Origin of the sequence: Streptomyces sp. NPDC093094, assembly GCF_044754345.1 — a bacterium.
In the GTDB taxonomy this organism is placed as follows: Bacteria; Actinomycetota; Actinomycetes; order Streptomycetales; family Streptomycetaceae; genus Streptomyces.
In genome coordinates this window covers 14,698-38,324 of the sequence record NZ_JBIVOX010000018.1, presented here as the reverse complement: position 1 = coordinate 38,324, position 23,627 = coordinate 14,698, and the positions used below count along the sequence as shown (strand labels likewise).

Below are 23,627 nucleotides of genomic sequence, written 5' to 3'. Positions count from 1 at the left end.
CATGACTGCCGCCGACATGTGAAATCCATTGGGCATACCTCTTCTGACCTGCGTAAACGCCTGATGAGGGGTCTTGGGCCGCCACCGGGGAACCGGGGGTGCGAACGGCGCCGCCGGGGGGGTGGGTCCGGGCGGTGCGGGACCTCGCGGCAGTGGACAGAACCTCGGCCTCCACTCTTAGATGATCATTGCTTGGCGCCCCCCACTCCCGGTCGAAGGACACGCATGCCCGCCGTACGCCCCACTCGCCGGTCCGTACACCTGCGCCGTGCGCTCGGGCTGGGTGTGGGAGTGGCTCTCCTCGCCGGCTGCGGAGAGGGCGACGGGGACAGGGCCGCCGCCCCCGCGGACCGCGGCCGCCCCGCCGTCGCGAGTCCGCCGGCCCTCGGGGAGATACCGGTCCTGTCCGGCACCGCCGCCCTCGTCTTCCCCCTCGACGCGTACGACCGCCGGCCCGCCGACCAGAACCTCCTCGAACGCGCCCAGGACGAACTCGCCGTGCGCTGCATGGCACGCCACGGCTTCGCCTACGTGCCGCCCGAGCGCGGGGCGAGCACCCCGCGCCCGCTCAACTCCCGTGTCTACGGGGTCGTGGAGGCGAAGGAGGCGGCGGAGCACGGGTACAGCGACCCCGGCGCGCAGACGGACGGCCGGCCGCGGCCCGCCGGGAAGGAGCTCTCCGAGGAGGGGCTGCTCACCCTCTACGGCGAGCAGACCGACCCGGCGTCGATGCCGGCGAGCCAGGAAGAGGCCGAACGCGAGGGCGGCAGCGCCCGCAAGGCGGGGGGCCGGGCCGTTCCCGTCGGCGGCTGCAACCGGGAGTCGTACCTCAAGCTGTACGCGCCGACGGCCGACAGCGTCGACATCATGTTCGTCTTCGAACTCAAAGCCAGGTCGAAGACGCAGAGCGAGGCCGACCCGCGCGTGCGGCGCAACGACGCGGAGTGGGCCGCCTGCATGAGGAAGGCCGGCCACGAGGCCGCCTCCGACCCGATGAAGGCCGTCCGGCAGCTCGGGCTGGAGGAGGACCCGTCGGGGCCCGCCGCGCGGGCCGCCGCGAAGGCGGACGTGGCCTGCAAGAAGAAGGTCAACCTCGTCGGCGTCCGGTACGCGGTCCAGAGCGCCTTCCAGAAGCGGCTCGTCGCCCGGTACGCCGCGACCCTCGAACTCGCCGGGAAGCAGCAGGAGGACCGCATGAAGCGTGCGGCCGTCCTGGTTCGCTGACCGGCGCGGACAGATAGACACACACCACCACGGAGGACGCGGCCAGACATGACGCGTCCATGAAAAAAGGGGAATCCGTGTTCAGCATCAACCGCTCCCGCATGGGCATCACCCTCGGCGCCCTCTCGGCCGCCGCCGGCATGACCCTGCTGGCCGCCGGTCCCGCCGCCGCCGTCACCGAGAAGAACGGCCTGCTGACCCAGTGGGAGATGGGTTTCTACTACAATTCGGACGAAGGTGGCTGCGTCTTCGACATCTTCTACGCCGACGCCAACTTCAGCGGCGACGTCTTCAAGGGCTCCTGCAACGGCTCGGGCCAGAGCGTCAACAACAACTCGGCGTCGTACCACAACATGGACGTCAGCCAGTGGACGGTCTACACCGGCGCCGACTACTCCGGCACGGCCGGCTACATCCCCGCCGGCTACTCCGGCAACGCCTCCGCCACCTTCAAGAACGCGATCAGCTCCGCCCGCCCCAGCTGACCCGAACCCCGCCGGCCCCGCCGGGCCCGCCCGTTCACGACGGGCGGCCGGCGGGTTCGCCGTTCCCACGGCACGAGCGGCCGGAAAGGCCCGGGAAAAACCTCAGGGAGTCCGGTCGCATACGACGGGACTCCCTGGGCAAAGGGCGGAGGCGGAGGGATTTGAACCCTCGATGGGCTTTAAGACCCAAACCGCATTAGCAGTGCGGCGCCATAGACCGGACTAGGCGACGCCTCCAGCACAACCCTCCGCGCGAGCGCGAACGGTGCGTGCAGATGATGACACAGTCGAGCGTCGTGTCACCAATCGGCTCCCACGGTACTAGGCGGGCGGGCCGCAGGGCAAAGGGGTTCGCGCCCCGCGTGGCCGATGACCTCGAAAGGTCCGCGAGCCGGACCCGGCGGGCCGCCGGGCGCAACGTCCGGGCGCCGGGCGCGTTGGGCAGCACATGTCCTACGTCACCTCCGGCTCCCTGCGGCGGCTCGCCGTCGCCGCAGGCGCCTGTCTCGCCGCGGCCGGCTCGCTGTCCGCCGCGCCCGTGGCCGCCGCCTCCCACGCGGGCGCCGTCCCCTCCCCGTCCGTCCCGCCGGTGATCGGCGGGGACCCGCCCGGCGGCCGTCTCACCGTCACCGTCCGGGACGCGGGCGGCGGCGCCGACGGGACGTACGAGCTCCGCTGCGGCCCGAGCGGCGGCAGCCATCCCGACCCCGCCGGTGCCTGCCGGGCGGTGGAACGCCGGACCCGGTGGGGCGAGGACCCCTTCGCGCCCGTGCCCGACGGCAGCGTCTGCACGATGCTCTACGGCGGCCCGGCCACCGCCCATGTCACCGGCACCTGGGCCGGCCGGCCCGTCGACGCCCGCTTCGACCGCACCGACGGGTGCGAGACCGACCGGTGGGAACGGTTCGTGCCGCTGCTGCCCGCGACCGGCCGGTGAGCCCCGTGGGCGCCGGGTGGAGGCGGCAGGGAGAGGCGGTGGGGGTGCCGTAGTCACGCCGTGGGGGTGCCGTAGTCACGCCGTGGGGGTGTCGTGACCGGGCGGTGCGGGAGCCGTCCCCGCGGGTCCCCGGGTCGTGCGATGTCTCTCGCATCGGGCGTCGCGACCGCAACCGGAGCCCTTAGACTCCCTCGCGTGACACCCCGCGAGCCCATCGGCAGGATGGCCGAGCGGTCGGCAAGATGCGGTAAACAGGGAGGAAGCGTCTCGTGAGCAGCAGGCCATCCCGAGGCGCTGCTCGCCTCGCAGCCATACTCGACGCTCTGCCCGATGCGTTGCTCCTGGTCAACGCCAACGGGACCGTCGTCAACGCGAACATGATCGCGTTGGAGGCGTTCGAGACGCCGGGCACGGCACTCGTCGGGCGCGGGCTGCTCGATCTCCTTCCGGAGTTCGACTCCAAACTGATTCCCGGCTCCATGCGCCGCCCCGACCATGTCGACCCGCGCGCCCGCACCCGCCCCACGCGGATGGTCGCGCGCCGCACCGACGGCACCGAGTTCCCGGTCGAGGTCACCAGCGCGAACCTGGAGAACGGACAGCAGGCGTACGACGGTTACGGCTACGCCGCCGACGAACTGCTGATGCTCGTCGTGCGCGACCTGACCGGTACCGTCGACACCGAGGCCGAGCTGGCCCGCTCGCAGCGGCAGACCGAGATGATCCTGCGCGCCGCGTCGGAGGGCGTCGTCGGCACCGACACCGACGGCCGGATCGTCCTGGTCAACCCGGCCGCCGCGCAGATACTGGGCTACCGGGCCAGCGACCTGGGCGCCAAGGAGCTGCACACCCTCGTCCTGCACTCGCGCGCCGACGGCTCGCCCTTCCCGTACGACGAGTCGCCGCTCGCCGACACCCTGCGCTCCGGGCGCAAGCACCGGGTGCGCGGCCAGGTGCTGTGGTCCAAGGCCGGCGACAAGGTCTCGGTCGACCTCACCACGGCGCCCGTGCGCGACGGCGACCAGCTCGTCGGCGCCGTCATGACCTTCGCCGACCGCCGCCCCTACGACGAGCTCGCCGAGGAGAAGACCGCCGTCGAGCGGGCCCACGCCGAGGAACTGGAGCGGCTGTCCGAGGAGCACGCCTCCGACCTGACCGCACTGCGCCAGAAGCATGTGGCCGAGCTGGAGGAGCTGCAGGAGGCGCACCAGGAGGAGCTGGCGGCCGGTGAGGACCGGTACGCCGCCCTCGCCGAGCGCGAGAAGGACCGTCACGAGGCGCTCGCCGGACGGCACGAGCAGCTGCTGACCCTGCTCGGACAGTCCCTGCGCGGGCCGCTGGACGAGCTGCGCCGCGAGCTCGCCGCGCTCGCCGCCGACGACGCCGGGCAGCTGTGGCCCGAGGCCAACCAGGTCCTCCACCATCTGTCCGCGGGCTACTCCCGCATCACCACCCTGATCGACAACGTCCTCGGCTACCAGCACCTGGACGCCGGCGGCACCGGGATCTCCCGTACGAAGGTGATGCTCGACTCCGTCGTCGCCTCCGGGGTCGACGGAGCCGTCGAGCTCGTCGGGCCCGGGCGGGTGCAGTTCGCCGTGCACGCGCCGCCCATCGAGGCCGAGGTCGACCCGGTCCTGCTGGCCACCGCGCTGGCCCACCTGGTCGCCGACGTCGCAGGCGTCGACGCCACGGGCAACGCGCCGGTGTCCGCGGGCGGCTACATGGACAACACCGTCGTCGTCGCGGCGGCGCAGCGCGGCGAGGTCGTCCGCATCGAGGTGCGCGGCCCGTACACCGGGGGAGACCCGGTGCACCAGCCGATCGTGCGCGGGATCGTCCGGGCGCACGGCGGTGTGCTGCAGACGCACGAGGTGCCGGGGATGAGCGGCAACGCCTACGTCCTGGAGGTGCCGATCGGCAGCGGGGCGGGCGCCGTGGCGGCCGGCCCGGCGCAGCTCGCGCACGCCCCGGCGGAGCTCCCGGCCGGACCGGCCCCGGGAGGCGGACGGCGGCGGGCCCGGCGGGCCTCCACCGACGCCTTCCTGGACGGTGACCTCCCGGCCCGGGCCGACGCCGAGGCGGAGGCCGTCACACCGACGGGCCGGCGGCGCCGGCGCGCTGCCGATGCCGCCGAGGGCGACGAACCGCAGCGGCAGGCGGTCGCCGCGCTGGAGCCCGCCGAGCCGGCTCCGGCCTCCGGCGGCACGGGCCGCCGCCGCGGACGGCCGGCGGAGAACGCGGGCGGCGCGGACGACGGAGCCGGCACCGCCGCCGTGGGTGCGGACGACGCCGTCCCCGGTGCGGGCGGGCCCGACGGGAACCCGGTCGCCGACGGCGTCGCCACCGGGGTCCCGGGTGCGGCCGTCGCGGTGAGCGGGGTCGCCGAGGGCGCCGTCCTGACCGCCGACGAGCATGCCGCGGGGACCGCGGCCGTGGGGTCCGGGCTCGGCGGGACCGTTCCGCCGCAGGGTGTGCCCGCGCCGACGGGGCGGCGGGCCCGCCGTGCGGCCGAGCAGAACGCCCTGCCGCCCGCGCTGCCCCCGGCCGTCGCCGGGCCGTCCGCCGAGGCCGCGGCGCTGGAGCCGGTCGCCGACGGGCAGCCCTCCGGGCGCCGCCGCCGTGCTCTCGCCGCCGCGCAGGAGCGGGCGACCGCGCAGGAGTCGGCTCCCCGTACCGTTTTCGCGCTGCCGCCCGCGGACGCGGACGCGGACGACGACACGGACGCGGACCGGCCGGGCGCGGACGCGGACCGGCCGGGCGCCGGCGCGGACGGTCAGGCCGTGCCGAACGTGGCGACCGCAGCGAACGCGCAGGGCGGTCAGGGCGGTCAGGGTGTTCCCGTGCCCGGTGCCGCTGCGCCCGGCGCTCCCGTACCGGTCGCCCCGATGCCCGGCGCTCCCGTGCCCGCCGCCGTTCTGGTCCCGGCGCAGGCGCCGCCCGTGGACGCGGCCCCCGAGGACCACGGCGGCCGTCATGACGCGGTCCCGCACGACCAGGCCGCCGACCACACCCCGCCGCAGCCCCACCCCACGACCGCGCCCACCGGACGCCGCCGCCGTGCCGTGGCCCCGCCGTCCGCCGAGGCCGCGGGCACGCCCGCCCAGGGCGTCCCGGTCCAGGGCGTCCCGGTCCAGCAGGACGGCACGGCGGGCCAGGTCACCGTGCCGGCCCAGGGCACCCACGGGGAGGCGCTCCCGCTGCCTCCGGCGCAGGGCGTCCCCGTCCAGGGCACGCACGGCCACGGGGCGCAGCTCGCCCCCGCGCAGACCGTCCCGGCCCAGCAGGCCGCGCCCGGACAGGCACCGGCGGCTCAGCCGGCCACCGCCCAGCCCGCCGCCGCCCAGGCGCAGCCCACCCCGGCCCAGCCCCTCCCGGCCGCCGCGCCCCTTCCCGCGGAGGCCCCCGCGCAGGGCACGCCCGCCGCGGGTGTCCCCGTCGCCGGGGCTCCCGCGGCCCGGCCCGCCGGGGCGCAGCCGCTGCCCGCCGAGGCGGTGGCGCCGACGGACTCGAACACGACGCAGGGCCGTGCCATAAGCGTGCGCACCCTGGGGCAGGGCGTGCCGTTCGCCCGGCAGGCGGAGCAGGTGCAGCAGCCGCAGCCCCTGCCGTCGGCCACGCCCGCCCCGCACCAGCCGGGCGGCTCCGGACGGCGCCGCAAGCTGGGCACGCCCCCTGACCCCGGCGCCGTACGCCCGGAGCAGCCGGCGCGGCCGCAGCCGTCCGGCGGGCAGCCGGGCACGGCACAGCCGGCCGCGCAGCCCGCGCCCGCCGCACAGCCCGCCCAGGCCGGTCAGCCGCTGCCCGCCGCGCAGGCGTCCGAGGGCGCCGGACGGTCGTACGCCATAGGCGCACCGGACGAGAACGCCGCCGAGGGGCCCGAGCCGCTGGACGGTCCCGGCGGTGCGGTGGAGGTCGCGGACACGCCGCGGCCGCAGCCGATGGACGACGAACTGCCGCCGGAACCGCTGGACAACCCGCGGCGGCTGCTGGTGTGGCCCGCGCCGGACGTCAACACCCAGCAGGCGCTCAGCGACCGCGGGTACCGGCCGGTCGTCGTGCACTCGCGCGAGGAGGTGGACGCGCAGATCGCGGCGTTCCCGGCCGCGCTGTTCGTCGACCCGCTGACCGGGCCGATCACCCGTACGGCGCTCCAGTCGCTGCGGCAGGCGGCCGTCGCCGCCGAGGTGCCGGTCATGGTGACGGCCGGGCTCGGACAGGCCACGCGCGAGGCGGCGTACGGCGCCGATCCCGCCGTGCTGCTGAAGGCGCTGGCGCCGCGGGACAGCGAGCAGCATCCGCCGCGGGTGCTGCTGATCGAGGAGCACGCGGAGATCGCGCTGGCGCTGACGGCGACGCTGGAGCGGCGCGGCATGCAGGTGGCGCGGGCCGCGAGCGACGCCGACGCGGTGGCGCTGGCGGGGCAGTTCCGGCCGAACCTCGTGGTGATGGATCTGATGCAGGTGCTCCGGCACCAGGCCGGGATCGTGGACTGGCTGCGCGCGAACGGGCAGCTCAACCGCACCCCGCTGGTGGTCTACACGGCCGCCGTGGACCCGGTGGACCTGCCGCGGCTGGCGTCGGGGGAGACGGTGCTGTTCCTCGCCGAGCGGTCGACCAGCGACGAGGTGCAGGCGCGGATCGTGGACCTGCTCGCGCGGATCGGCACCAACTGACCGCCGCAGGAGGACGAAGCAGCCCCTGGCATCGCGCCAGGGGCTGCTTCGTCGTACGGCGGTGTCAGGCGAGGTTGGTGACGTCCAGGCCGCCCTCGGCGTACTGGCGGCGCAGGACCTTCTTGTCGAACTTCCCGACGGACGTCTTCGGCACCGACTCGATCACCGTCCAGCGCTCCGGGAGCTGCCACTTGGCGATGCCGCGCTGGTCGGCGAGGAAGGTGCGCAGGCTCTCGAAGTCGGCGGTGGCGCCCTCCGTGAGGACGACCGTGGCCAGCGGGCGCTCACCCCACTTGTCGTCGGGGACGGCGACGACGGCGGCCTCGGCGACCTCCGGGTGGGCCATGAGGGCGTTCTCCAGTTCCACCGAGCTGATCCACTCGCCGCCGGACTTGATGACGTCCTTGGCGCGGTCCGTCAGGGTCAGGAAGCCGTCGGCGGAGATGATGCCGACGTCGCCGGTCTTCAGCCAGCCGTCCTCGCTGAACTTGTCGGCGGGGCGCAGGGGTTCGGCGTCGGGGCCGTTGTAGTAGGCACCCGCGATCCACGGGCCGCGGACCTCCAGCTCGCCCGCCGACTCGCCGTCCCAGGGCAGGCGCTCGCCGCCGGGGCCGGTGAGCCGGGCCTCGACGCCCGACGGGAAGCGGCCCTGGGTGAGGCGGTAGGCGAACTCCTCGTCGGTGCCGGCCGCGTGGGCCGGCGGACGGGCGACCGTGCCGAGCGGCGAGGTCTCGGTCATGCCCCAGGCGTGGCAGACGCGCATGCCGAGCCGGTCGAACGCCTCCATGAGCGAGGGCGGACAGGCCGAGCCGCCGATGGTGACCTGGCCGAGGGTGGACACGTCACGCGGCCGGGCGGTCAGCTCGCCGAGCAGGCCCTGCCAGATGGTGGGGACGGCGGCGGCGTGGGTCGGCTTCTGCGTCTCGATCATCTCGGCGAGCGGGGCCGGCTGGAGGAAGCGGTCCGGCATCAGCATGTTGACGCCGGTCATGAAGGTGGCGTGCGGCAGGCCCCAGGCGTTGACGTGGAACTGCGGGACCACCACCAGGGAGGTGTCCTGGTCGGTCAGACCCATGGACTCGGTCATGTTGACCTGCATGGAGTGCAGGTAGATGGAGCGGTGGGAGTAGACCACGCCCTTGGGGTCGCCCGTGGTGCCGGAGGTGTAGCACATGGCGGCGGCCTGGCGTTCGTCCAGCTCCGGCCAGTCGTAGGTGTCCGGCTTGCCCGCGATCAGGTCCTCGTACTCGTGCACCTGCGCGGTCGCGCCGTCGAGGAGGGAGCGGTCGCCGGGGCCGGAGACGACGACGTGCTCGACCGTCTTCAGGTGCGGCAGCAGCGGGGCCAGCAGCGGCAGCAGGGAGCCGTTGGCGATGACGACCCTGTCGGCGGCGTGGTCGACGATCCAGGCCAGCTGCTCGGCGGGCAGGCGGAGGTTGAGGGTGTGCAGGACCGCGCCCATGGAGGGGATCGCGAAGTACGCCTCGACGTGCTCGGCGTTGTTCCACATCAGGGTCGCGACCCGGTCGTCGCCGCTCACCCCGAGGTCCTCGCGCAGGGCGTGCGCCAGCTGCGCCGCGCGGGCGCCGACGTCCGCGTAGGAGCGGCGGTGCGGCTCGGCCTCGCCGGTCCAGGTGGTCACCTGCGATGTCCCGTGGATCGTGGACCCATGGGTCAGGATCCTTGAGATCAGCAGCGGTACGTCCTGCATGGTGCTCAGCACGGCGTCCTCCCGGGGCGACATTGCCTACGCGGCGGTAAGGGATGCGCTGATTCTGCGCACATACCACGCGGTATGTCACTAGGGAGTAATGATCGATCAGGTGACGTCGGGCACGAACGGCCTCCCGGGACCGTGCCGGAAGGGGCCCCGAGGGGCCGGCGGGCGGGCCGCGGTCAGCGGGTGAGGCCCAGCTCAGGGTCCTCGCGCAGCTTGCCCAGAGCCCGTGAGACCGCCGACTTCACGGTGCCCACCGAGACACCGAGGACCTGAGCCGTCTGGGCCTCGCTGAGGTCCTCGTAGTAGCGCAGCACGACCATCGCCCGCTGGCGGGCCGGCAGCTTCAGGATCGCCCGCCACATCGCGTCGTGCAGCGCCTGCCGCTCGGCGGTGTCGGCCTGGCCGGCCGACGGCTCCGGCTCGGGCAGCTCGTCGCAGGTGAACTCGTCCACCTTGCGCTTGCGCCACTGCGAGGTGCGGGTGTTCAGCAGAGCGCGGCGGACGTAGCCGTCGAGCGCGCGGTGGTCCTCGATGCGCTCCCAGGCGACGTACGTCTTCGTCAGCGCGGTCTGCAGCAGATCCTCGGCGTCGTTCGCGTTCGACGTCAGCGACCGCGCGGTGCGCAGCAGCACGGGGCGGCGGGCCCTGACGTAGGAGGAGAACGACGGGTACGTCGTGTACGGCAGCGCCCGCCCCGCCGGTCCGGCGGTCTCCGGGGCGCTGGTGCAGACGAGTGTGGTCATGTCGTCCACGCTAGGAGCGCGGCCGGGCGCGCGGATCGGCCGCAGGTCCCGAAGCGCGGTCCCCCTCAGGTTGTAGGGGTGGTGCCGGGTACACCTCCTGAAGGTGGACGAGGGGTGGAGACGTCGTACGGGTGGGCTCAGGGTCCGCCCTGAGGGTTCGCCCGCCGCCGCGCGCTTCGGCGGCCCGGGCACACGGCCGGCGGCGGTCCGGCCCCGGAGCCGGTGCCAGCCCGGCCGCAGGGACGGCGGAGGCCCGGCCGCAGGGACGGCGGAGGCCCGGCCGCAGGGACGGCGGAGGCCCGGCCGCAGGGACGGCGGAGGCCCGGGCGCCGGGACGGCGGAGGCCCGGCGCAGGGCCCGTGCCGCTCAGGTGTCCGCCGTGAGCACCAGGCCCGACGTCGGCACCCCCGTACCCGCCGTCACCAGCACCCGTTCCGCCCCTGCCACCTGGTTCACCGAGGTGCCGCGCAGTTGCCGCACCGCCTCCGCGATCCCGTTCATGCCGTGCAGATACGCCTCGCCGAGCTGGCCGCCGTGGGTGTTCAGCGGCAGCCGCTCCTCGGCGACGAACGCGGCGGCGTCGCCCGGCCCGCAGAACCCGTACGCCTCCAGTTGCATGAGCACGAACGGGGTGAAGTGGTCGTAGAGGATCCCCACATCGATGTCCTGCGGCCCGAGCCCCGTCGTGGCCCACAGCCGGCGGGCCACGGCCTCCGCCTCGGGGAGCCCGGTCAGGTCCCCCCGGTGGAAACCCGTCATCTGTTCCTGGGCCCGGCCCGCGCCCTGGGCCGCGGCCGCGATCACAGCCGGCGGACGGGGCAGGCCGCGGGCGCGGTCGAGGGTGGTGACGACCAGGGCCTGTCCGCCGTCGGTCTCCTGGCAGCAGTCGAGCAGCCGCAGCGGCTCGGCGATCCAGCGCGAGGCGGCGTGGTCGGCGAGGGTGATGGGCCGGCCGTGGAAATGGGCGGCCGGGTTGACGGCCGCATGACGGCGTGCGGTGACCGCCACCGGCCCGAACGCCTCCGGGGTCAGCCCGTGCACGTGCAGATAGCGCCGCGCGGCCATCGCCACCCAGGACGCCGGGGTGAGCAGCCCGGCCGGCATCACCCAGCCCAGCGCCGCGCCCTCCGCGGTCGGCTCCCGGTGGCGTACGCCGGACCCGAAGCGGCGGCCGGAGCGCTCGTTGAAGGCGCGGTAGCAGACGACCACCTCGGCCGCGCCCGTCGCGACCGCCATCGCCGCCTGCCCCACGGTCGCGCAGGCCGCGCCGCCGCCGTAGTGGACCCGGGAGAAGAAGGACAGCTCACCCATCCCGCACGCCTGGGCCACGGTGATCTCGGGGCTGGTGTCCATGGTGAAGGTGACCAGGCCGTCGACGTCGGCGGGGGTCAGCCCCGCGTCCGCCAGCGCCGCCCGCACCGCCTCCGCGGCCAGCCGCAGCTCGCTGCGCCCGGAGTCCTTGGAGAACACGGTCGCGCCGATACCGGCGATCGCCGCCCTCGCGCGGGCGCTCACCAGCTCACCTCCACGGTGGCCGTGACATGCCGCCCGACGGCGTTGTCCCCGGTCACCCGGACGACGGCGCGGCGGCCCTCGCTCTTCTCGACCGTGCCGGCCAGCCGCAGGGTGTCGCCGGGGTGACTGGGCGTGCCGAGCCGCAGCGCGAGCCTTCGCAGCACGGAAGTGGGTCCGAAGGCATCGGTGACATAGCGGCCGACCAGGCCGTTCGTGGTGAGGATGTTCATGAAGACGTCGGGCGCGCCGCCGCGTCGGGCGGCCTCCGGGTCATGGTGGACGTCCTGGTAGTCGCGCGAGGCCAGGGCCCCGGCGACGATCAGTGTGCGGGTCACCTCGATGTCCAGCGGAGGCAGCCGGTACCCGGCCCTCATGCCGCCGCCTCCCGCACCCGGAACACCGGCACGGTGAGCTCCTCGTCGCAGGCCAGGAACTCCAGCCGCACCGGCATCCCGACGCGCACCGCGTCGTACGGCACCCCCACCACGTCCGCGACGATCCGGACGCCCTCGGCCAGCTCGATCAGACCGACCGCGTACGGCGGGGCGAAGGCCGGGAAGGGCGGATGGTGCAGCACGACGTAGCTGAAGACGGTCCCCTCACCGCTCGCCCGGACGGTGTCCCAGCCGGGCGAGCCGCAGTCCGGGCAGCCCGGCAGCCAGGGCAGCCGCAGGGCGCGGCAGGCCGTGCAGCGCTGCACGAGCAGTTCGTGGCGGCCGACGCCCTCCCAGTACCCGGCGTTGTCGCGGTTGACGACCGGGCGCGGGCGGCGCTCGCCCGGGGCGCGGGCCGGGCGGTGCGGCGCGTACTTGAGGATGCGGAGGCGGTGGACGCCCGCGAGGCGGCCGTCCGCGCGGATGTCGGTACGGGTGGTGAGGAACCAGCCCCGCCCGAGCCGGGTCGACTTGGGACCGGTGACCGACTCGATCACGGTGTCGAAGGTGATCGGGTCACCGGGCCGCAGCGGGCGCAGGTACTCCTGCTCGCAGTCGGTGGCGACGACGGCGGTGCAGCCGGCCGCGTCGAGCAGGGCGAGGAGTTCCTGGTAGGCGTCGGTGCGCCGGTCGTGGCCGCCGAGCCCGCCCATCGTCCACACCTGGAGCATGGCGGGCGGGGCGACGGCGTCGGGTCCGGTGTAGGCGGGGTGGGTGTCGCCGAGGGCCTCGCACCAGTGCCGGATCATCGGCGCGTTCACGGGGTCCTTCCCGGTGGCCCCGGCGACGGCGGGCCGCCCCTCGTAGGCCGTCAGCCGCGCGGCCAGGTCGTCGGTCACGACACGCCTCCTCCCGTACCGGAGCCTTGCACCCGACGGTTTCTGACTGTCCGTCAGATACGGTGCGGTGTCAAGAACACGGCCGCGCGGCGGCACCGGAGCACCGCCGCGCAGTCACCGCCCCCCACACAGAGAGCCCGGCACAAGGGACTTGGGGGCGGCGGGCCGGACGCCGCCCCCTCCTCACCTCACCACCACGGCGGCGTGAAGCCGACGGCCACGTTGCCGTTGCCCTGGTTGACCGCGGTGAAGGCCGAGCCGTCGGCCTGGGCCGTGTTGCTCTGGTTCGAGGTGCCGGAACCGATCGCCTGCTGCTGCGTGGTGGACGAGTTGCCGCTGTTGCCGCCACCGACGCCGCTGCCGATGACGCCCTGGGACGCGTGGGTGACGGCCGCGCTCGATCCGTTGTCCGCGAACGCGCCGTCGTCCGCCGCCGCGACGCCCGAGAAGAGGACGGCCGCGAGCGGCAGAGCGGAGACGGCGGCGACGACGCGGACGGTACGGATGCTTGCCATGTGTATGTCCTCCAGAACGGATGCGCACCGGCCGCCGGGGGCCTTCGGCGCGTGAAGTACGGCTTCCGCCGGGGCAGTCGGCCGACCGTCCCGGCGTCCTGCTCGACGTCGCGAGTCCAGAGCTGCCCAGCGGATCACCGGCGAACCGCCCCGGAAGCACCGATTCGCCCTCAAGCGTGATGACAAGTCGATAAACCCCTTTCGGCACCTTTTCTGTCGGTGAAGCCGCAGGTCAGGGCCGTTCGGGCGACTCCGCGCCGAGCATCGCGGGAGGGGAGGCGTTCCGGCGCGTTCCGGCGCGTTCCGATGCGTTCCGGCCGTTCTCGTCGCCCCGGGCGCGCCGCACCGACCCGCTCTTCCCTTCTTCGAACATTCGTACGAACATGGGGTCATGGCCACCATCGACCGGCAGGCCACCACGCTGGCCCTCGCACACGCGCTGTCGGCCGCGGAACGCGGACTGGCAGTCGTCCCCCTGTCCCGCACCAAGCTCCCGGCCCTGCCCTCGCCGCACCGTGGCCGCACCGTCCCGGCGGGCCCGCCCTGCCGCGGCGAGTGCGGACGCTTCGGGCACGGCGTGCACGACGCCTCCACCGACCCCGCCCGCGTCCGGGCCCTCTTCGCCGCCGCGCCCTGGGCCACCGGCTACGGCATCGCCTGCGGTCTGCCGCCGCACCATCTCGTCGGCGTCGACCTGGACACCAAGTCCGGCACGGACGCGCCGGGCGCCCTGCGCGAGCTGTCCCTGCGCCACCGGTTCACGATCCCGCCGACCGTCGTCGTGCTCACCCCGTCCGGCGGCCGCCATCTCTGGCTCACCGGCCCGCCCGACGTCGTCGTCCCCAACTCCGCGGGCCGCCTCGCCCCGGGCATCGACATCCGCGGCGCGGGCGGCTACCTGGTCGGCCCCGGCTCCCGGACGGACCACGGGGTGTACACGGCCGCGCCCGGCACGGCCCTGCTGCCGTCGGCGCCCTGCCCGTCGGCCCTGCTGCGGCTGCTGCTGCCGCCCCCGCGCGCCTCGGCGACGGACACCGCGGCGACAGCCCGTCCGGCGGCGGCCGCCGGGGACGGACACGGCCGGGGACTGATCCAGTTCGTCCTGGCCGCGCACCGGGGCCAGCGCAACACCCGCCTCTTCTGGGCGGCGTGCCGCGCCTACGAGAACGGCATCGGGCCCGCGCTCGCCGACGCCCTGACGGACGCGGCGTGCGCGACGGGGCTGACGGAACGGGAGGCGCGGGCGACGCTCGCCTCGGCGGAGCGGATGACGTGGACGCGGGGCCCGCAGGGCCCGGCCCCTACGGGGTGAAGACCTCGTCGAGGCGGTGCACCGCCTCGTCGTCGCCGGTCTCGTACCGGAAGACCAGGCCGGAGCCGGGGTGGGCGTCGAGCCAGTCGAGCAGTTCCTGGACCCCGATCCGCCGGTTCTCCGTGCTCTCCACGACCGGGTTGGTCGCGGTGACGTACGCGCCCTGGCCGAGGGCCCAGCGGGACTCCTCGCCGGAGACCACGAAGGGGGCCCCGTCGGTGTCCGGCCCGGGGCAGCCCCACGCACCGTGCCGGACGATCAGGTTCACCTTGTCGGTGACGCCCGCGAGTTCCTCGTAGCCGTAGAGGGCGAACTCGTCGGGGTCGTAGTCGTCGGGGACCGGGGGCCCGGAGACACAGCCGGCGGCCCCGGCTCCGGCCGGCGGGGTGGTGGCCGGCCCGGCCGGAGCGCCCGGCTTCGCGCCGCCGGGCCCCTCGCCCTTTCCGGTGCCGCTTCCGGTTCCGCCCCCGGCGGCACTTCCCGCTCCGCCTCCGGTGCCGCTCGGCGGTGCGGGGGTGCCGGTCGGCGCGGAGGTGCCGCCCGGTGTCGCACCGGCCTCGGCCGCGGGCCCCGGATCCGCCGGGCCGGCGCCCCGCGCCCTGCCCTCGTCCCCCTTGCATCCGGTCAGCACGGCACCGAGCGCCACAGCCGTGAGGACGACGGCGGCGTGTCTGCGGCGGCGTCGGGTGTTCATCGTCTCGTCCCCCTGTCTCCGGCGCGGCCGCCCGGCCGCGTCGGGTGGGAGGGACCGTGGCAACGGCCCCGACCTGCCGGAACAGGGAGAAGCCGGGCGTCACAGAGCCGGGACGAGCCCGTCACGGATCCCGGACCGGTGTCACGGGACCCCGTCGTGCCGACGGGCGGGAGAACGGCGCACTGCGAAGGGCGGCCCGGGCCCCGGCGCACCCCCTCGTGACCCGAACAGGCGACACCTCACACATGTGTACCGGGCATAACGTCTCCGACCGAACGCCGTTCCCCGAGTCCGTGCCCCTCACCCGGCCGCACCCCGGGGAGACCAGAAGGAGATGGCCGGCTTCATGAAGAACCTCGGCAGGCCCTTCGCTCTCGCCGTCATGAGCACCGTCCTGGCCGTCGGCGCTCTCACGGCACCGGCGGGCGCGGCGGCGTCCGACCCCGGGCCGAGCGCCCCCGACTTCCTCGGGAATCCCAGGGAATGGGGGATGGTCGCCATCGACGCCGACCCCGCCGGAAGAACGGCCGCCCCCCTCGACGTCGTCCAGGTGGGCGGCGGGACCTGGAGCTACGGCACGGAGGTCGACGGACTCCTGAAGGGCTGTCACTCCCACTACACGCACCCGAGCCTGTACCACTCGGCCATGGCGATCACCGGCGATGCGAGCGACAGGCAGTACGCGGACGCCGGCGCGTGGGCAAAGGCCCGGGGCAGCGCCGGATTCGGGTTCACCTGCTACGTCTACTGGGCCACGTACTGAGGGCTCGCCCGTACCGGGGCGGTTCGGACACGGGCCCGGGATCCCGCGTACGCGTCTCCGCGCGGCGTCCGGTGACGGGAGACACGGGGCAATACACACGTACGGGGTGCGTCCACCGAAGCGTCATCACCCGTACGGTGGGCTTCGAGACAGGACGCGAGGGTACGGGGTCGCTGTTCCGTGCTCCGCGGGACGCCGGGGTCCGGTGATGCCCCGAGGGCCGAAAAAGCCCGCATCCATGGGTGTTTCCGAAGGAATCGGTGTCGCGGGAAAAGCGTTTCCGAGCGTCTTCGGTCAACGGTGTGCGCGTGTCTACACCGAGGTAAACGTCCTGATTGTTCAGAATGTCACCAACTGGCCCAGTTGAAACTATGAAGTTTCGTGCCGAGGAGCATGACATGCAGGCTCGCAGGTGGCACCCAGACCAGCCCACTCGTATCGGCCGGCACGACTGGCCGGACGAGGGTGACAACGGAACGCACATGCGGCTGCGGGCCGGCTCCATCGTGGTACTAGACCGGCAGGCGTGGCGGATCCTGGAGATCAACAGCTATGCCGGCGACCGGTGGCCGGACATCTACGAGAAGGCATGGCGCGACCACGTGGAGCTGTGGTGGCACGCCAACGAACTGCGCCGGGCCAACGACCAGGGGGTCAAACCCGCTCCCGAGCGGGCCGAGTTCTACAAGCGCCCGGTGATCCTCGTCCTGCGCAACGAGAACCTTCCCCGGTCCACGCCGAAGCACTGGTGCGCCCCCGCCAGCCACGACTGGCAGGTCCTCCCGGAGCACTACGCCGTCTGCCGTGCCTGCGGCGAGCTGCCGCCCTGCCGTCACGGGGAGTACCGCTGGGAGGGCGGCCCTCGCTGGCCCGAGCAGAACGGCGGCATCCCGCTCATGGTGCCGGAGGGCTGCTGCATGGGGTGCGCCGAGCCGATCAGGCCGCGGGTGCGGACCGTGCGCTTCCCGGGGCCGAACCTCTGGTACCCGCCCCTGGGGGAGGACACGGCGGTCTTCCACGCCCGCGCCGCCTGCGCCGACCAGGTCGACTGTTACCGCATGCAGTGGCAGACCGAGTACAGCCCGCGTCCCGCCGCGCACTCCGCCGCCCTGGCGTTCCCGGGTTTCGAGCACTTCGTGCTGCCCCGGACCCGCAACGCGCCGGACCTGGCCCCGCACGCCGAGCACACCTCCCGCAACCCGTACCCCCTGCCGGTCGCACCGCCGAGGCCGGAGAACGAGGACCGCGTCTCCATGACCGGTGACTCCGACGCCTTCCACGTCTCGTTCGACCGGTACCGGGGGGAGGCGCACAGCGGCGCGATGCCTGCCGGCCCTTCGATGCCGACCGGCTCCTCCATGTCGGCCGGACCTTCCGTCCCGACCGGCCCCTCGACGCCGGCCGCCCCCGAGCCGATGCCCGTGGTCTGCGGTACGCCGTCGGTCCCGGGTGCGCCGTCGGTCTCCGACGCGCCCGTGGCGGTCGCGGCGGGCCGGCCTGCCGCCGTGCCGGAACCGCCTCTCGCGGCCGAGACGGCCGCCCCCGGCCCCCTCTCTCCCGCCGAGGGCGCCGGGCAGGCCCTCCAGGCCGCGGAGAAACTGGGCCTGTCGCTGGCCGGGCGCCCGGCCTTCCACAACGCCGAGCAGGCGGCCCGGGTGATCGAGGAACTCACCGCCGCGGTGCGGAACATCGCGCTCTGCCTGCACGACCCGGCCGCCGGCGCCCGCACCTGACCCGCCGCCGGCAGCGGAAGGCACGTGGAAGGGGTGCCTCTCGGCGAGAGGCACCCCTTCCGACCTGCAATGCTCATGACCTGCGCGGAGGCGGTGGGATTTGAACCCACGGTGACATCGCTGCCACGACGGTTTTCAAGACCTTTCGGCCGTCAGGCTGCCTGACCGGTCCGCCGCAGGTCAGGCCGGTGCAAGAACCCCGGCGGAGCCATCGTCACCGTCTTCGTGCCCGCTACGTGCCCCAGGGGCATGCTCGTGCCCGTCGAGCCAGGAGTCCGATGCCTCAGCGACCTGCTCATCGCGACCGGCAACCGGCCGGGCGTAGTGCCGGGTCGTGACGCTCGCGTTCGAGTGGCCGAGCCGGTGAGCGGCGGTCATCACGCCGTACCTGTCGGCGACCCAAGTACCGTGGGACGCCCGAAGATCGTGCGGGGTGACGTCGGTCAGCCCGGCCGCCGACACAGCGGGGTCGAAGTACGCCTTGCGCCACTGGTTGTAGCGCAGCGGCTTGCCCGCGGGCGTCGTGAACAGCAGCTCGTCGTCTCCACCGGGCAGAGTCTCCAGGTGCCGAGCGAGCCGCTTGCCGAGCGCCGGGCCGATCCGAAGGAGTCGCTTCTGATGCGTCTTCGGGGTGTCGAAGACCAAGGTACCGTTGGCTTCGGCCAGGTTCTCGTCGACCAGGACGAAGCCGCCCGAGACGTCGATGTCCACGCGCCGAAGGGCGAACGCCTCGCCAACTCGCAGGCCCGCGTAGGCGAGCAGTGCGATCAGCAGATCATGTGGCTTGGCAGCGCTCTGCACGATCCGCGAGGCTTCGAGCGGGGTGAGGATGTGCGGCTCCGTCTGCGGCATCCGCGGCAGCTTCACGCCCCGGCACGGCGTTTGCGCGATCATGTCGTTGTCGACGGCCGCCCGCATGACCTGTGACAGCACCCGGTACGCCTGCCGAATCCGTGAGGCACTGAGGCCCTTGCTACTCATCCCGCCGACCCACTCAGAGATGGTGATCGGTCGCAGGCTGGACAGCTCACGATCACCGAGCGCCGGATTGATCAGCGAGTTGATCAGAGAGCGATACGACGCCTGCGTCTTGTGCTTGAGCTGCGGGGAGACGGCCGCGAGCCACCGGGCCGACCAGTCGCGCACGGTTGCCTGTCCCTCAGTCGGGTCGAGCCAGCGCCCTTCCTCGATCTCGATGCGCTTCCTCATCAGCCAGCGGTCGGCATCCGTTGAGGTGGCGAAGGTCCGGTCAGCAGGGCGGAGCACGCCGTCAGGCCCTGGGTACCGGGCTTGGAAGCGACCTGAGGGCAGCTTGCGAACACGGCCAAAGTTCCGGCGGGACTTGCGCTTGCCAGCCATCAGGCCACCCTCCTGAGGCCCGTCGGTCGCAGGGCGATCGGTTGCACGGTGTTGGCGGTCACGTACGCGTCGACGGCGCTCTCCGGGATGCGGACGTGCCGACCAACCCTCACGAAGGTGATGCGACGTTCTTCGATGAGGCGTCGAGGGAAGCGCACGGTCGTACCAAGACGCTCGGCGACCTGTTCCACGCTGAGGAGTCGATCCACGATCACCACGCTCCCGCTGTCTCGCGTGCTTCCAGGTCGGCCCGGACTTCGCGGGCGATCTCACGGTTGTGCTCGATCTCCCGGCGCGTGTTGGCGGCAAGCCAGGATTCGCCGGGGGTGTGGCCGTGTCCGGCGTAGGTCCAGTGGGCGAGGGTGAGCGTGGTGGCCTCCGGGTCGTCGGGGTCGGGCAGGCCGAGGGCTTGGCGCTGCTGGGCGGCGCGGTAGTCGGCGCGGGTCTGGCGGAGGGCGCCGAGGGTGGTGGAGTAGTGGCGGGACTTGGTGGAGAAGTGGCCGCGGAAGCCGAGCATGTGGGCCCAGTCGCGGAGCTTGCGGTCCGGGTAGAGCGGGTGCAGGTCGAGGCAGGCCGCGATGAGCCGGGCGGGATGGTCCGGCACACCGAGTAACGCGAGGGCTTCCTTGTTGCCGATGCGGCGGTCGACGGTGCCGGTGGTCTCGGCGGCCTTGGTGGCGTACTTGGCGACGTAGGAGGCCACGGCCTGTTCGCTGATCTCTTCACCGTCGCCGAACGCGCGGATGGGGCGGATGTCGAGCTGGCTGCCCCAGCGCAGGACGCGCGCCGGTTGGTCTCCGGCCTTGGGCACGTCAACGGCGACGCGGGCACGGGCCGCTCGGATTGCGTCGGTAAGCAGGTCGAGAGTGGCCCAGGCCGGGGGCCGCGATTCGGGTCCCTCAGGGCCGTCGAAGCGGATCACAGCGTGGAAGTGGATCGCGCCGCGTTTCTGGTACTCGGCTACCTTGCCGAAGGCGACGCGCGAGGCTTCGTGGGCTTCCTTCTGGGTGAGGCCGGCCCTCTTGGCGATCTCCCGGCGCAGGTAGATCGTGAAGTATCGCCACAGGTCAGAGGCGTAGTTGTTCCACAGCACGGCGCCCGCGTAGTCGTAGGTGTCGGGGTCGAGCGGGGTGCCGAGTTCGGGGGCGTCGTCGGGGTGGCGGGTGCCGCAGGCGCAGGGCCGGTTTCCGGGGCGGTTGTGGACGGGGCCGAACGAGGGTGCGGTGAGGGTGGCGAAGACCCGCGGGTGATCCCGGATGGTGTGGGGGGTGCCCTTGTCGGGGTCGCCGGTGAGTCCGGCGCGGATGAGGTGGTAGGTGTCGCCTGCGTAGGTCCAGGCGCAGGCCGGGCAGCGCGAGGCACGCCGGTTGCCGCAGGCGATCCGCAGACGCCCGCCGGGCTCGGTGTCGGTGGAGTAGGAGTGCAGGACCTGGCCGGTGGCGCGGTCGCGGGTGACGGTGGCGCCCTGGAGGTGGATCGGGTCGGCGCATCCTCCCGTGCGGCGGATCTGCTCTTGGATGCGGCCGAAGCCGGTGGACCCGGCCAGCCTCAGCACGTCAGCGAGGGTGGCCGGGTCCAGGCCCGCCGCGGTGGCGGAGTGGGTCAACGCTGCTCCTCCTTGGGCGGGTGCGCGTCGATCCACTGCTCGGCGCAGACCTTGTGGACGGGCTTGCCGCGGTCGGAACGCAGCGGGGTGGGCTTGGTGCAGATCACGCACGGCTTGTCGCCGGTGTGGTCGTAGTGCTCGGGCGAGCGCCAGTCGAGGAGGGCCACAAGGCTCACCGCCCGGCGCGGGTGTAGGCGGCGGGCAGGGTGTGGCCGGTGCCCTGGCAGGCCGGGCAGGGCACGTGGAGGGTGGCGCGGGTGCCGTCGGTGTGGCGCAGGCCGGTGGTGATGGCGGCGGTGGCGAAGCCGTCGCAGTCGCGGCAGACGCGCGTCTTGGGGGCGTGCTGGGGCATGATGAGGCTTCCCTTTCGGGTCCGTTGGATCTGGAAGTGGAGGGAAGGCGCCGGGGCGGCGGTCTTTGGCGAGAGAGCCGCCCCGGGGCCGTCAGCGGCGGCGGTTGCGGCCGCGCGGGATGGGCGGGATGGAGTCGTAGGACTCCTGGCCTTCGCGGAAGTCGCTCAGGTCGGTGACGTCCTTGTCGGTACCGATCTGACGCATGATCCGGTTCATGGCCTTGGTGTCGCGGTGGCGCCGTGCGATGGCGTAGTCGCGGCCGAGTTCGACCATCTGCTCGTTGCGGGCGGGTTCGGGGTCGCTCTTGCGGCGGAAGATGCCCATGGACGTGATCTCCTTTGTGGTCAGTGGCGGGTGTTGCGCCTGCCGTGGCCCTTGTCCGCGTACATCGCGGCGTCGGCGGCCGACAGGGCGTCGGTGAGGGTCGGTACCAGGAGCCGTCCTCGGTGGCAGTGGCCGACCGACGCCGCCACCGGCAGGACGTGGCCGTTGTGCTGGACGGGCCGGTTCAGGGCGATCCGCAGGGCGGGAAGACCCGGGGTGCGGTGGGGGTCGGTGACGATGGCGACGAACTCGTCTCCACCAAGGCGGGCGGCGATCCCGTGGCGTCCGCACCAGTCGGTGAGGCGGCGGGCGGTCGCGGTGAGCACGGTGTCCCCGGCGGCGTGGCCGTGGGTGTCGTTGATGGCCTTGAAGTCGTCCAAGTCGACCAGGACCACGACAGCGTGGGGGTGCCTGGCGATCAGGTATTTGGCGCGGGTGGTCCATCCGGCGCGGGTGTGCAGGCCGGTCAGCGGGTCACGGCGGGCGGAGCCGAGGCGGCGCAGGAGCATGCCGCCGTGCACGGCCCAGCCCAGGGCCGGTAACCCGGCCGCGATCACGTGAGTGTCCATGTCGGTCACCGCTCCTTGTGGAGGTCTTTGACCAGGAGGCGGAGCACGACGGCGACCACGGCGATGGAGACGCCGGTGATGGCCACGGCCAGCAGGAGCGAGACCAGGACCGCGCCGACGACGAGGACGACCGCGCCGCCACCGGCCGCGAGGGCGAGCGCGCTGCCCGGGGTGAGCTGCACGGTGGGCCGGGTGGCGATCGGGGTCGGGGCGGGAACGGCGGGGGCCGGGCTCTTGCCGGTCGGGGCGGCGGTGGCCGCGGGCGGTGCGGTGTCGTGCGGCGGGTACTTCGGGGTGAGCATGATCGGTGTCCCTTCGGGGCTACTTGACGACGGTGTTGAGGGCGGGGCTGAGGAAGCTGTCGGCGACGAGGTAGCCGCCGAGGAGGAGCACGGCGACCAGCCACCAGGGCGGGCGGGCGAGCTTGACGCCGAGCCATCCGACGGCGAGCAGGGCGAGCCAGAGCGGAACGTCCACGGCCAGATCCCTTCTAGGACTTGCAGCGGTGGGCGCGGGCGGCGAGTTCGGCACCGGCGCGGTCGTGGTAGTCGCCGGAGAAGCCGCAGCCGGGGGCGGTGCAGGCCGCGGTGTGCTTGTCGCGGCCCCGGCCGTCGTAGTACGTGGCGACCTCCACGGGGCCAATGCGGATGCGGTCGCGGAAGCGGCGGAAGGCACTCACGAGCGAACCTCGTTTCGGGTCAGGCGGGTTGGAGTTGCGCGGCGATGGCTGCGGTCATGTCGGCGGGCAGACCCAGCCGGGCCGCCAGCGCATCCGCGGGCATCTCGGTGCCGGTGGCGGCACGGTGTGCGTCGGCGATCTTCCGGGCGTGGTCCAGCAACGCGGCCGGAACCACCGGGGCGGACACCGGCCGAGGTGGTGGTGCGGGGTCCAGCTCCGGCAAGGGCTCCGGGGTGTCGGTGCGGTCCAACTCGATCTCTGTCACGGGGGCCGGCTCACGCACAGGCTGTGCAGGAACGGGCAGTTCGGCGGGGGTGTGGACCAGGAGCGTTCCGCCGAGGAAGGCCAGCGCGGGCCAGCCCGCGACGAGGATCCGCAGCCAGGACGGCACCTGGTGCAGGTCGAGGAGTCCGGCGGTGGCGATGTTCGCGCCGAGCGAGGCCGCGAGGGCGATCACGAACCAGGTCCAGGCCGAGCGGTCACGGCGGGCGGTCCGCAGTCGGCGCCAGGCGGCGACCAGCAGCAGGTCGACGGAGACGGGGTAGGCCCATGCCTTCCATCCGGACTGCCCGGCCGCGGCAGCCAGGTCATGCAGGTGTGCGAAGGACAGCGCACCGGCAATGACGGCCTGGATGAGGACGGCGTCCGGACGGAGCGAGCGGGACATGGGGCACCTCCCTTCCGGGGGTGGTTGGGCCAGGGGCGGGCGGGGAGCGGTGTCTGGCCGCCCGGCCCTGGCGGGGTTCAGTCGGGGGCGTGGCCGGTGCCGAGGCAGGTCAGGCAGAGGGCTTCCTGCCGGTCGTTGCTGATGTGCTTGCGGCGGCCGCCGACCCGGAAGGACTCCGAGGTCTGTCCGGCCCGGCAGTCCGGGCACGGTTTCGGTGCGGGCTTGCGGCGGCGGGTGGTCTTCCGTTCGGCCATGGAGATCACCAGGCCCACGGGGAGTTGGCGTCAGAGGCTTCGGCGGGCTCGTCGCGGTAGGCGTCCATGGCCTCCGGCGCGTTGTTCAACGCGGACAGCAGGGCGGACTCCAGCGGGTCGTACGGCTCCGGGGTCCGGTCCGGAACGGAGTCGGGGAACGGGACGACGGTCACGGCGCACTCCTTTTCGATTTCGGCATGGCGGGGGTAGGGACCCGGCGCGGAGA

At 73.7% G+C, this 23,627-nt stretch carries 27 protein-coding genes and 1 tRNA gene; 7 read left to right on the top strand and 21 right to left on the bottom strand.

Annotated elements, in window-relative coordinates:
- Positions 1-225: 225 nt before the first annotated feature.
- Both ACIQGV_RS30980 and ACIQGV_RS30975 read left to right on the top strand, forming a co-directional pair.
- A complete protein-coding gene (locus tag ACIQGV_RS30980; protein WP_402500274.1) occupies positions 226-1,224 on the top strand; it encodes a hypothetical protein in 999 nt (332 codons plus the stop codon).
- A gap of 77 nt (positions 1,225-1,301) precedes the next feature.
- Complete coding sequence (locus tag ACIQGV_RS30975) at positions 1,302-1,709, top strand: peptidase inhibitor family I36 protein (RefSeq protein WP_402500272.1); 408 nt, start codon at positions 1,302-1,304, stop codon at positions 1,707-1,709.
- Between the two features lie 146 nt (positions 1,710-1,855).
- Here ACIQGV_RS30975 and ACIQGV_RS30970 read toward each other — a convergent pair.
- Positions 1,856-1,946: transfer RNA gene (locus tag ACIQGV_RS30970), tRNA-Ser, on the bottom strand.
- 211 nt (positions 1,947-2,157) lie between these two features.
- On the opposite strand from ACIQGV_RS30970, the gene ACIQGV_RS30965 reads away from it, so the two are divergent.
- Together ACIQGV_RS30965 and ACIQGV_RS30960 are read left to right on the top strand one after the other, a co-directional pair.
- Positions 2,158-2,646 carry an SSI family serine proteinase inhibitor gene (locus ACIQGV_RS30965; protein WP_402500270.1) on the top strand — a complete coding sequence of 163 codons (489 nt, stop codon included), beginning with the start codon at positions 2,158-2,160 and terminating at the stop codon, positions 2,644-2,646.
- A 269-nt stretch (positions 2,647-2,915) separates the two neighbouring features.
- Positions 2,916-7,322, top strand: a complete 4,407-nt coding sequence (locus ACIQGV_RS30960; RefSeq protein WP_402500268.1) for a PAS domain-containing protein — start codon at positions 2,916-2,918, stop codon at positions 7,320-7,322.
- Positions 7,323-7,386: 64 nt separating this feature from the next.
- Here the strand turns inward: ACIQGV_RS30960 and ACIQGV_RS30955 are convergent, their stop codons facing one another.
- The 6 genes from ACIQGV_RS30955 to ACIQGV_RS30930 form a co-directional block, all read right to left on the bottom strand.
- Positions 7,387-9,066: a long-chain fatty acid--CoA ligase gene (locus ACIQGV_RS30955; RefSeq protein WP_402500266.1), complete on the bottom strand. Its 1,680-nt coding sequence runs from the start codon at positions 9,064-9,066 to the stop codon at positions 7,387-7,389.
- Between the two features lie 152 nt (positions 9,067-9,218).
- The gene (locus tag ACIQGV_RS30950) at positions 9,219-9,785 is read right to left on the bottom strand and encodes a SigE family RNA polymerase sigma factor (protein WP_402500264.1); all 567 of its coding nucleotides are present in this window, start codon (positions 9,783-9,785) and stop codon (positions 9,219-9,221) included.
- 366 nt (positions 9,786-10,151) lie between these two features.
- Entirely contained in the window at positions 10,152-11,300 is a 1,149-nt protein-coding gene (locus tag ACIQGV_RS30945; RefSeq protein ID WP_402500261.1) for a lipid-transfer protein, read from the bottom strand.
- Positions 11,297-11,674, bottom strand: coding sequence for a MaoC/PaaZ C-terminal domain-containing protein (locus tag ACIQGV_RS30940; protein WP_402500259.1), 378 nt, complete (start codon positions 11,672-11,674; stop codon positions 11,297-11,299). The genes ACIQGV_RS30945 and ACIQGV_RS30940 overlap by 4 nt, the downstream gene beginning before the upstream one ends.
- Positions 11,671-12,573: a bifunctional MaoC family dehydratase N-terminal/OB-fold nucleic acid binding domain-containing protein gene (locus tag ACIQGV_RS30935; protein ID WP_402500256.1), complete on the bottom strand. Its 903-nt coding sequence runs from the start codon at positions 12,571-12,573 to the stop codon at positions 11,671-11,673. The genes ACIQGV_RS30940 and ACIQGV_RS30935 overlap by 4 nt, the downstream gene beginning before the upstream one ends.
- Before the next feature lie 188 nt (positions 12,574-12,761).
- Positions 12,762-13,088 carry a hypothetical protein gene (locus ACIQGV_RS30930; protein ID WP_402500253.1) on the bottom strand — a complete coding sequence of 109 codons (327 nt, stop codon included), beginning with the start codon at positions 13,086-13,088 and terminating at the stop codon, positions 12,762-12,764.
- A gap of 391 nt (positions 13,089-13,479) precedes the next feature.
- Here ACIQGV_RS30930 and ACIQGV_RS30925 point away from each other — a divergent pair, with 391 nt between their 5' ends.
- Complete coding sequence (locus ACIQGV_RS30925) at positions 13,480-14,400, top strand: bifunctional DNA primase/polymerase (RefSeq protein WP_402500251.1); 921 nt, start codon at positions 13,480-13,482, stop codon at positions 14,398-14,400.
- Here the strand turns inward: ACIQGV_RS30925 and ACIQGV_RS30920 are convergent.
- Positions 14,390-15,094: a hypothetical protein gene (locus ACIQGV_RS30920; protein WP_402500249.1), complete on the bottom strand. Its 705-nt coding sequence runs from the start codon at positions 15,092-15,094 to the stop codon at positions 14,390-14,392. The two genes, ACIQGV_RS30925 and ACIQGV_RS30920, sit on opposite strands and share 11 nt — an antisense overlap.
- A 334-nt stretch (positions 15,095-15,428) precedes the next feature.
- Here ACIQGV_RS30920 and ACIQGV_RS30915 point away from each other — a divergent pair, with 334 nt between their 5' ends.
- Together ACIQGV_RS30915 and ACIQGV_RS30910 are read left to right on the top strand one after the other, a co-directional pair.
- Entirely contained in the window at positions 15,429-15,857 is a 429-nt protein-coding gene (locus ACIQGV_RS30915) for a lactococcin 972 family bacteriocin (protein ID WP_402500247.1), read from the top strand.
- 398 nt (positions 15,858-16,255) lie between these two features.
- Entirely contained in the window at positions 16,256-17,590 is a 1,335-nt protein-coding gene (locus ACIQGV_RS30910) for a hypothetical protein (RefSeq protein ID WP_402500244.1), read from the top strand.
- A gap of 180 nt (positions 17,591-17,770) precedes the next feature.
- Here the strand turns inward: ACIQGV_RS30910 and ACIQGV_RS30905 are convergent, their stop codons facing one another.
- The 13 genes from ACIQGV_RS30905 to ACIQGV_RS30845 form a co-directional block, all read right to left on the bottom strand.
- Positions 17,771-18,949, bottom strand: coding sequence for a tyrosine-type recombinase/integrase (locus ACIQGV_RS30905; RefSeq protein ID WP_402500241.1), 1,179 nt, complete (start codon positions 18,947-18,949; stop codon positions 17,771-17,773).
- Complete coding sequence (locus ACIQGV_RS30900; RefSeq protein WP_402500508.1) at positions 18,949-19,161, bottom strand: helix-turn-helix domain-containing protein; 213 nt, start codon at positions 19,159-19,161, stop codon at positions 18,949-18,951. The genes ACIQGV_RS30905 and ACIQGV_RS30900 overlap by 1 nt, the downstream gene beginning before the upstream one ends.
- The gene (gene repSA / locus ACIQGV_RS30895) at positions 19,161-20,555 is read right to left on the bottom strand and encodes a replication initiator protein RepSA (protein WP_402500239.1); all 1,395 of its coding nucleotides are present in this window, start codon (positions 20,553-20,555) and stop codon (positions 19,161-19,163) included. Before repSA ends, ACIQGV_RS30900 begins: the two co-directional genes overlap by 1 nt.
- Positions 20,552-20,731, bottom strand: coding sequence for a hypothetical protein (locus ACIQGV_RS30890; protein ID WP_402500524.1), 180 nt, complete (start codon positions 20,729-20,731; stop codon positions 20,552-20,554). The genes repSA and ACIQGV_RS30890 overlap by 4 nt, the downstream gene beginning before the upstream one ends.
- Positions 20,728-20,907, bottom strand: a complete 180-nt coding sequence (locus ACIQGV_RS30885) for a hypothetical protein (protein ID WP_402500236.1) — start codon at positions 20,905-20,907, stop codon at positions 20,728-20,730. The genes ACIQGV_RS30890 and ACIQGV_RS30885 overlap by 4 nt, the downstream gene beginning before the upstream one ends.
- A 91-nt stretch (positions 20,908-20,998) precedes the next feature.
- Positions 20,999-21,232, bottom strand: coding sequence for a hypothetical protein (locus ACIQGV_RS30880; RefSeq protein ID WP_402500233.1), 234 nt, complete (start codon positions 21,230-21,232; stop codon positions 20,999-21,001).
- Between the two features lie 20 nt (positions 21,233-21,252).
- The gene (locus ACIQGV_RS30875; RefSeq protein WP_402500231.1) at positions 21,253-21,801 is read right to left on the bottom strand and encodes a GGDEF domain-containing protein; all 549 of its coding nucleotides are present in this window, start codon (positions 21,799-21,801) and stop codon (positions 21,253-21,255) included.
- Positions 21,802-21,806: 5 nt separating this feature from the next.
- Positions 21,807-22,103 carry a SpdD protein gene (locus tag ACIQGV_RS30870; RefSeq protein WP_402500229.1) on the bottom strand — a complete coding sequence of 99 codons (297 nt, stop codon included), beginning with the start codon at positions 22,101-22,103 and terminating at the stop codon, positions 21,807-21,809.
- A 19-nt stretch (positions 22,104-22,122) separates the two neighbouring features.
- Entirely contained in the window at positions 22,123-22,278 is a 156-nt protein-coding gene (locus ACIQGV_RS30865) for a hypothetical protein (protein ID WP_402500226.1), read from the bottom strand.
- 13 nt (positions 22,279-22,291) lie between these two features.
- Positions 22,292-22,480, bottom strand: coding sequence for a mobile element transfer protein (locus ACIQGV_RS30860; protein WP_402500224.1), 189 nt, complete (start codon positions 22,478-22,480; stop codon positions 22,292-22,294).
- Positions 22,481-22,499: 19 nt separating this feature from the next.
- Entirely contained in the window at positions 22,500-23,147 is a 648-nt protein-coding gene (locus tag ACIQGV_RS30855) for a DUF2637 domain-containing protein (protein ID WP_402500222.1), read from the bottom strand.
- Between the two features lie 77 nt (positions 23,148-23,224).
- Entirely contained in the window at positions 23,225-23,401 is a 177-nt protein-coding gene (locus ACIQGV_RS30850) for a hypothetical protein (RefSeq protein WP_402500220.1), read from the bottom strand.
- A gap of 5 nt (positions 23,402-23,406) precedes the next feature.
- On the bottom strand, positions 23,407-23,574 hold the full coding sequence (locus ACIQGV_RS30845; protein ID WP_402500218.1) for a hypothetical protein: 168 nt from the start codon (positions 23,572-23,574) through the stop codon (positions 23,407-23,409).
- Between the last annotated feature and the right edge of the window lie 53 nt (positions 23,575-23,627).

What these genes read in the sequence shown, in the direction of transcription:
- ACIQGV_RS30980 (WP_402500274.1), top strand. Translation starts at nt 226, where the DNA reads ATGCCCGCCGTACGCCCCACTCGCCGGTCCGTACACCTGCGCCGTGCG.
- ACIQGV_RS30965 (WP_402500270.1), top strand. Translation starts at nt 2,158, where the DNA reads ATGTCCTACGTCACCTCCGGCTCCCTGCGGCGGCTCGCCGTCGCCGCA.
- ACIQGV_RS30955 (WP_402500266.1), bottom strand. Translation starts at nt 9,066, where the DNA reads ATGTCGCCCCGGGAGGACGCCGTGCTGAGCACCATGCAGGACGTACCG.
- ACIQGV_RS30950 (WP_402500264.1), bottom strand. Translation starts at nt 9,785, where the DNA reads ATGACCACACTCGTCTGCACCAGCGCCCCGGAGACCGCCGGACCGGCG.
- ACIQGV_RS30940 (WP_402500259.1), bottom strand. Translation starts at nt 11,674, where the DNA reads ATGAGGGCCGGGTACCGGCTGCCTCCGCTGGACATCGAGGTGACCCGC.
- ACIQGV_RS30930 (WP_402500253.1), bottom strand. Translation starts at nt 13,088, where the DNA reads ATGGCAAGCATCCGTACCGTCCGCGTCGTCGCCGCCGTCTCCGCTCTG.
- ACIQGV_RS30925 (WP_402500251.1), top strand. Translation starts at nt 13,480, where the DNA reads ATGGCCACCATCGACCGGCAGGCCACCACGCTGGCCCTCGCACACGCG.
- ACIQGV_RS30920 (WP_402500249.1), bottom strand. Translation starts at nt 15,094, where the DNA reads ATGAACACCCGACGCCGCCGCAGACACGCCGCCGTCGTCCTCACGGCT.
- ACIQGV_RS30915 (WP_402500247.1), top strand. Translation starts at nt 15,429, where the DNA reads ATGGCCGGCTTCATGAAGAACCTCGGCAGGCCCTTCGCTCTCGCCGTC.
- ACIQGV_RS30910 (WP_402500244.1), top strand. Translation starts at nt 16,256, where the DNA reads ATGCAGGCTCGCAGGTGGCACCCAGACCAGCCCACTCGTATCGGCCGG.
- ACIQGV_RS30905 (WP_402500241.1), bottom strand. Translation starts at nt 18,949, where the DNA reads ATGGCTGGCAAGCGCAAGTCCCGCCGGAACTTTGGCCGTGTTCGCAAG.
- ACIQGV_RS30885 (WP_402500236.1), bottom strand. Translation starts at nt 20,907, where the DNA reads ATGCCCCAGCACGCCCCCAAGACGCGCGTCTGCCGCGACTGCGACGGC.
- ACIQGV_RS30880 (WP_402500233.1), bottom strand. Translation starts at nt 21,232, where the DNA reads ATGGGCATCTTCCGCCGCAAGAGCGACCCCGAACCCGCCCGCAACGAG.
- ACIQGV_RS30875 (WP_402500231.1), bottom strand. Translation starts at nt 21,801, where the DNA reads ATGGACACTCACGTGATCGCGGCCGGGTTACCGGCCCTGGGCTGGGCC.
- ACIQGV_RS30870 (WP_402500229.1), bottom strand. Translation starts at nt 22,103, where the DNA reads ATGCTCACCCCGAAGTACCCGCCGCACGACACCGCACCGCCCGCGGCC.
- ACIQGV_RS30855 (WP_402500222.1), bottom strand. Translation starts at nt 23,147, where the DNA reads ATGTCCCGCTCGCTCCGTCCGGACGCCGTCCTCATCCAGGCCGTCATT.
- ACIQGV_RS30850 (WP_402500220.1), bottom strand. Translation starts at nt 23,401, where the DNA reads ATGGCCGAACGGAAGACCACCCGCCGCCGCAAGCCCGCACCGAAACCG.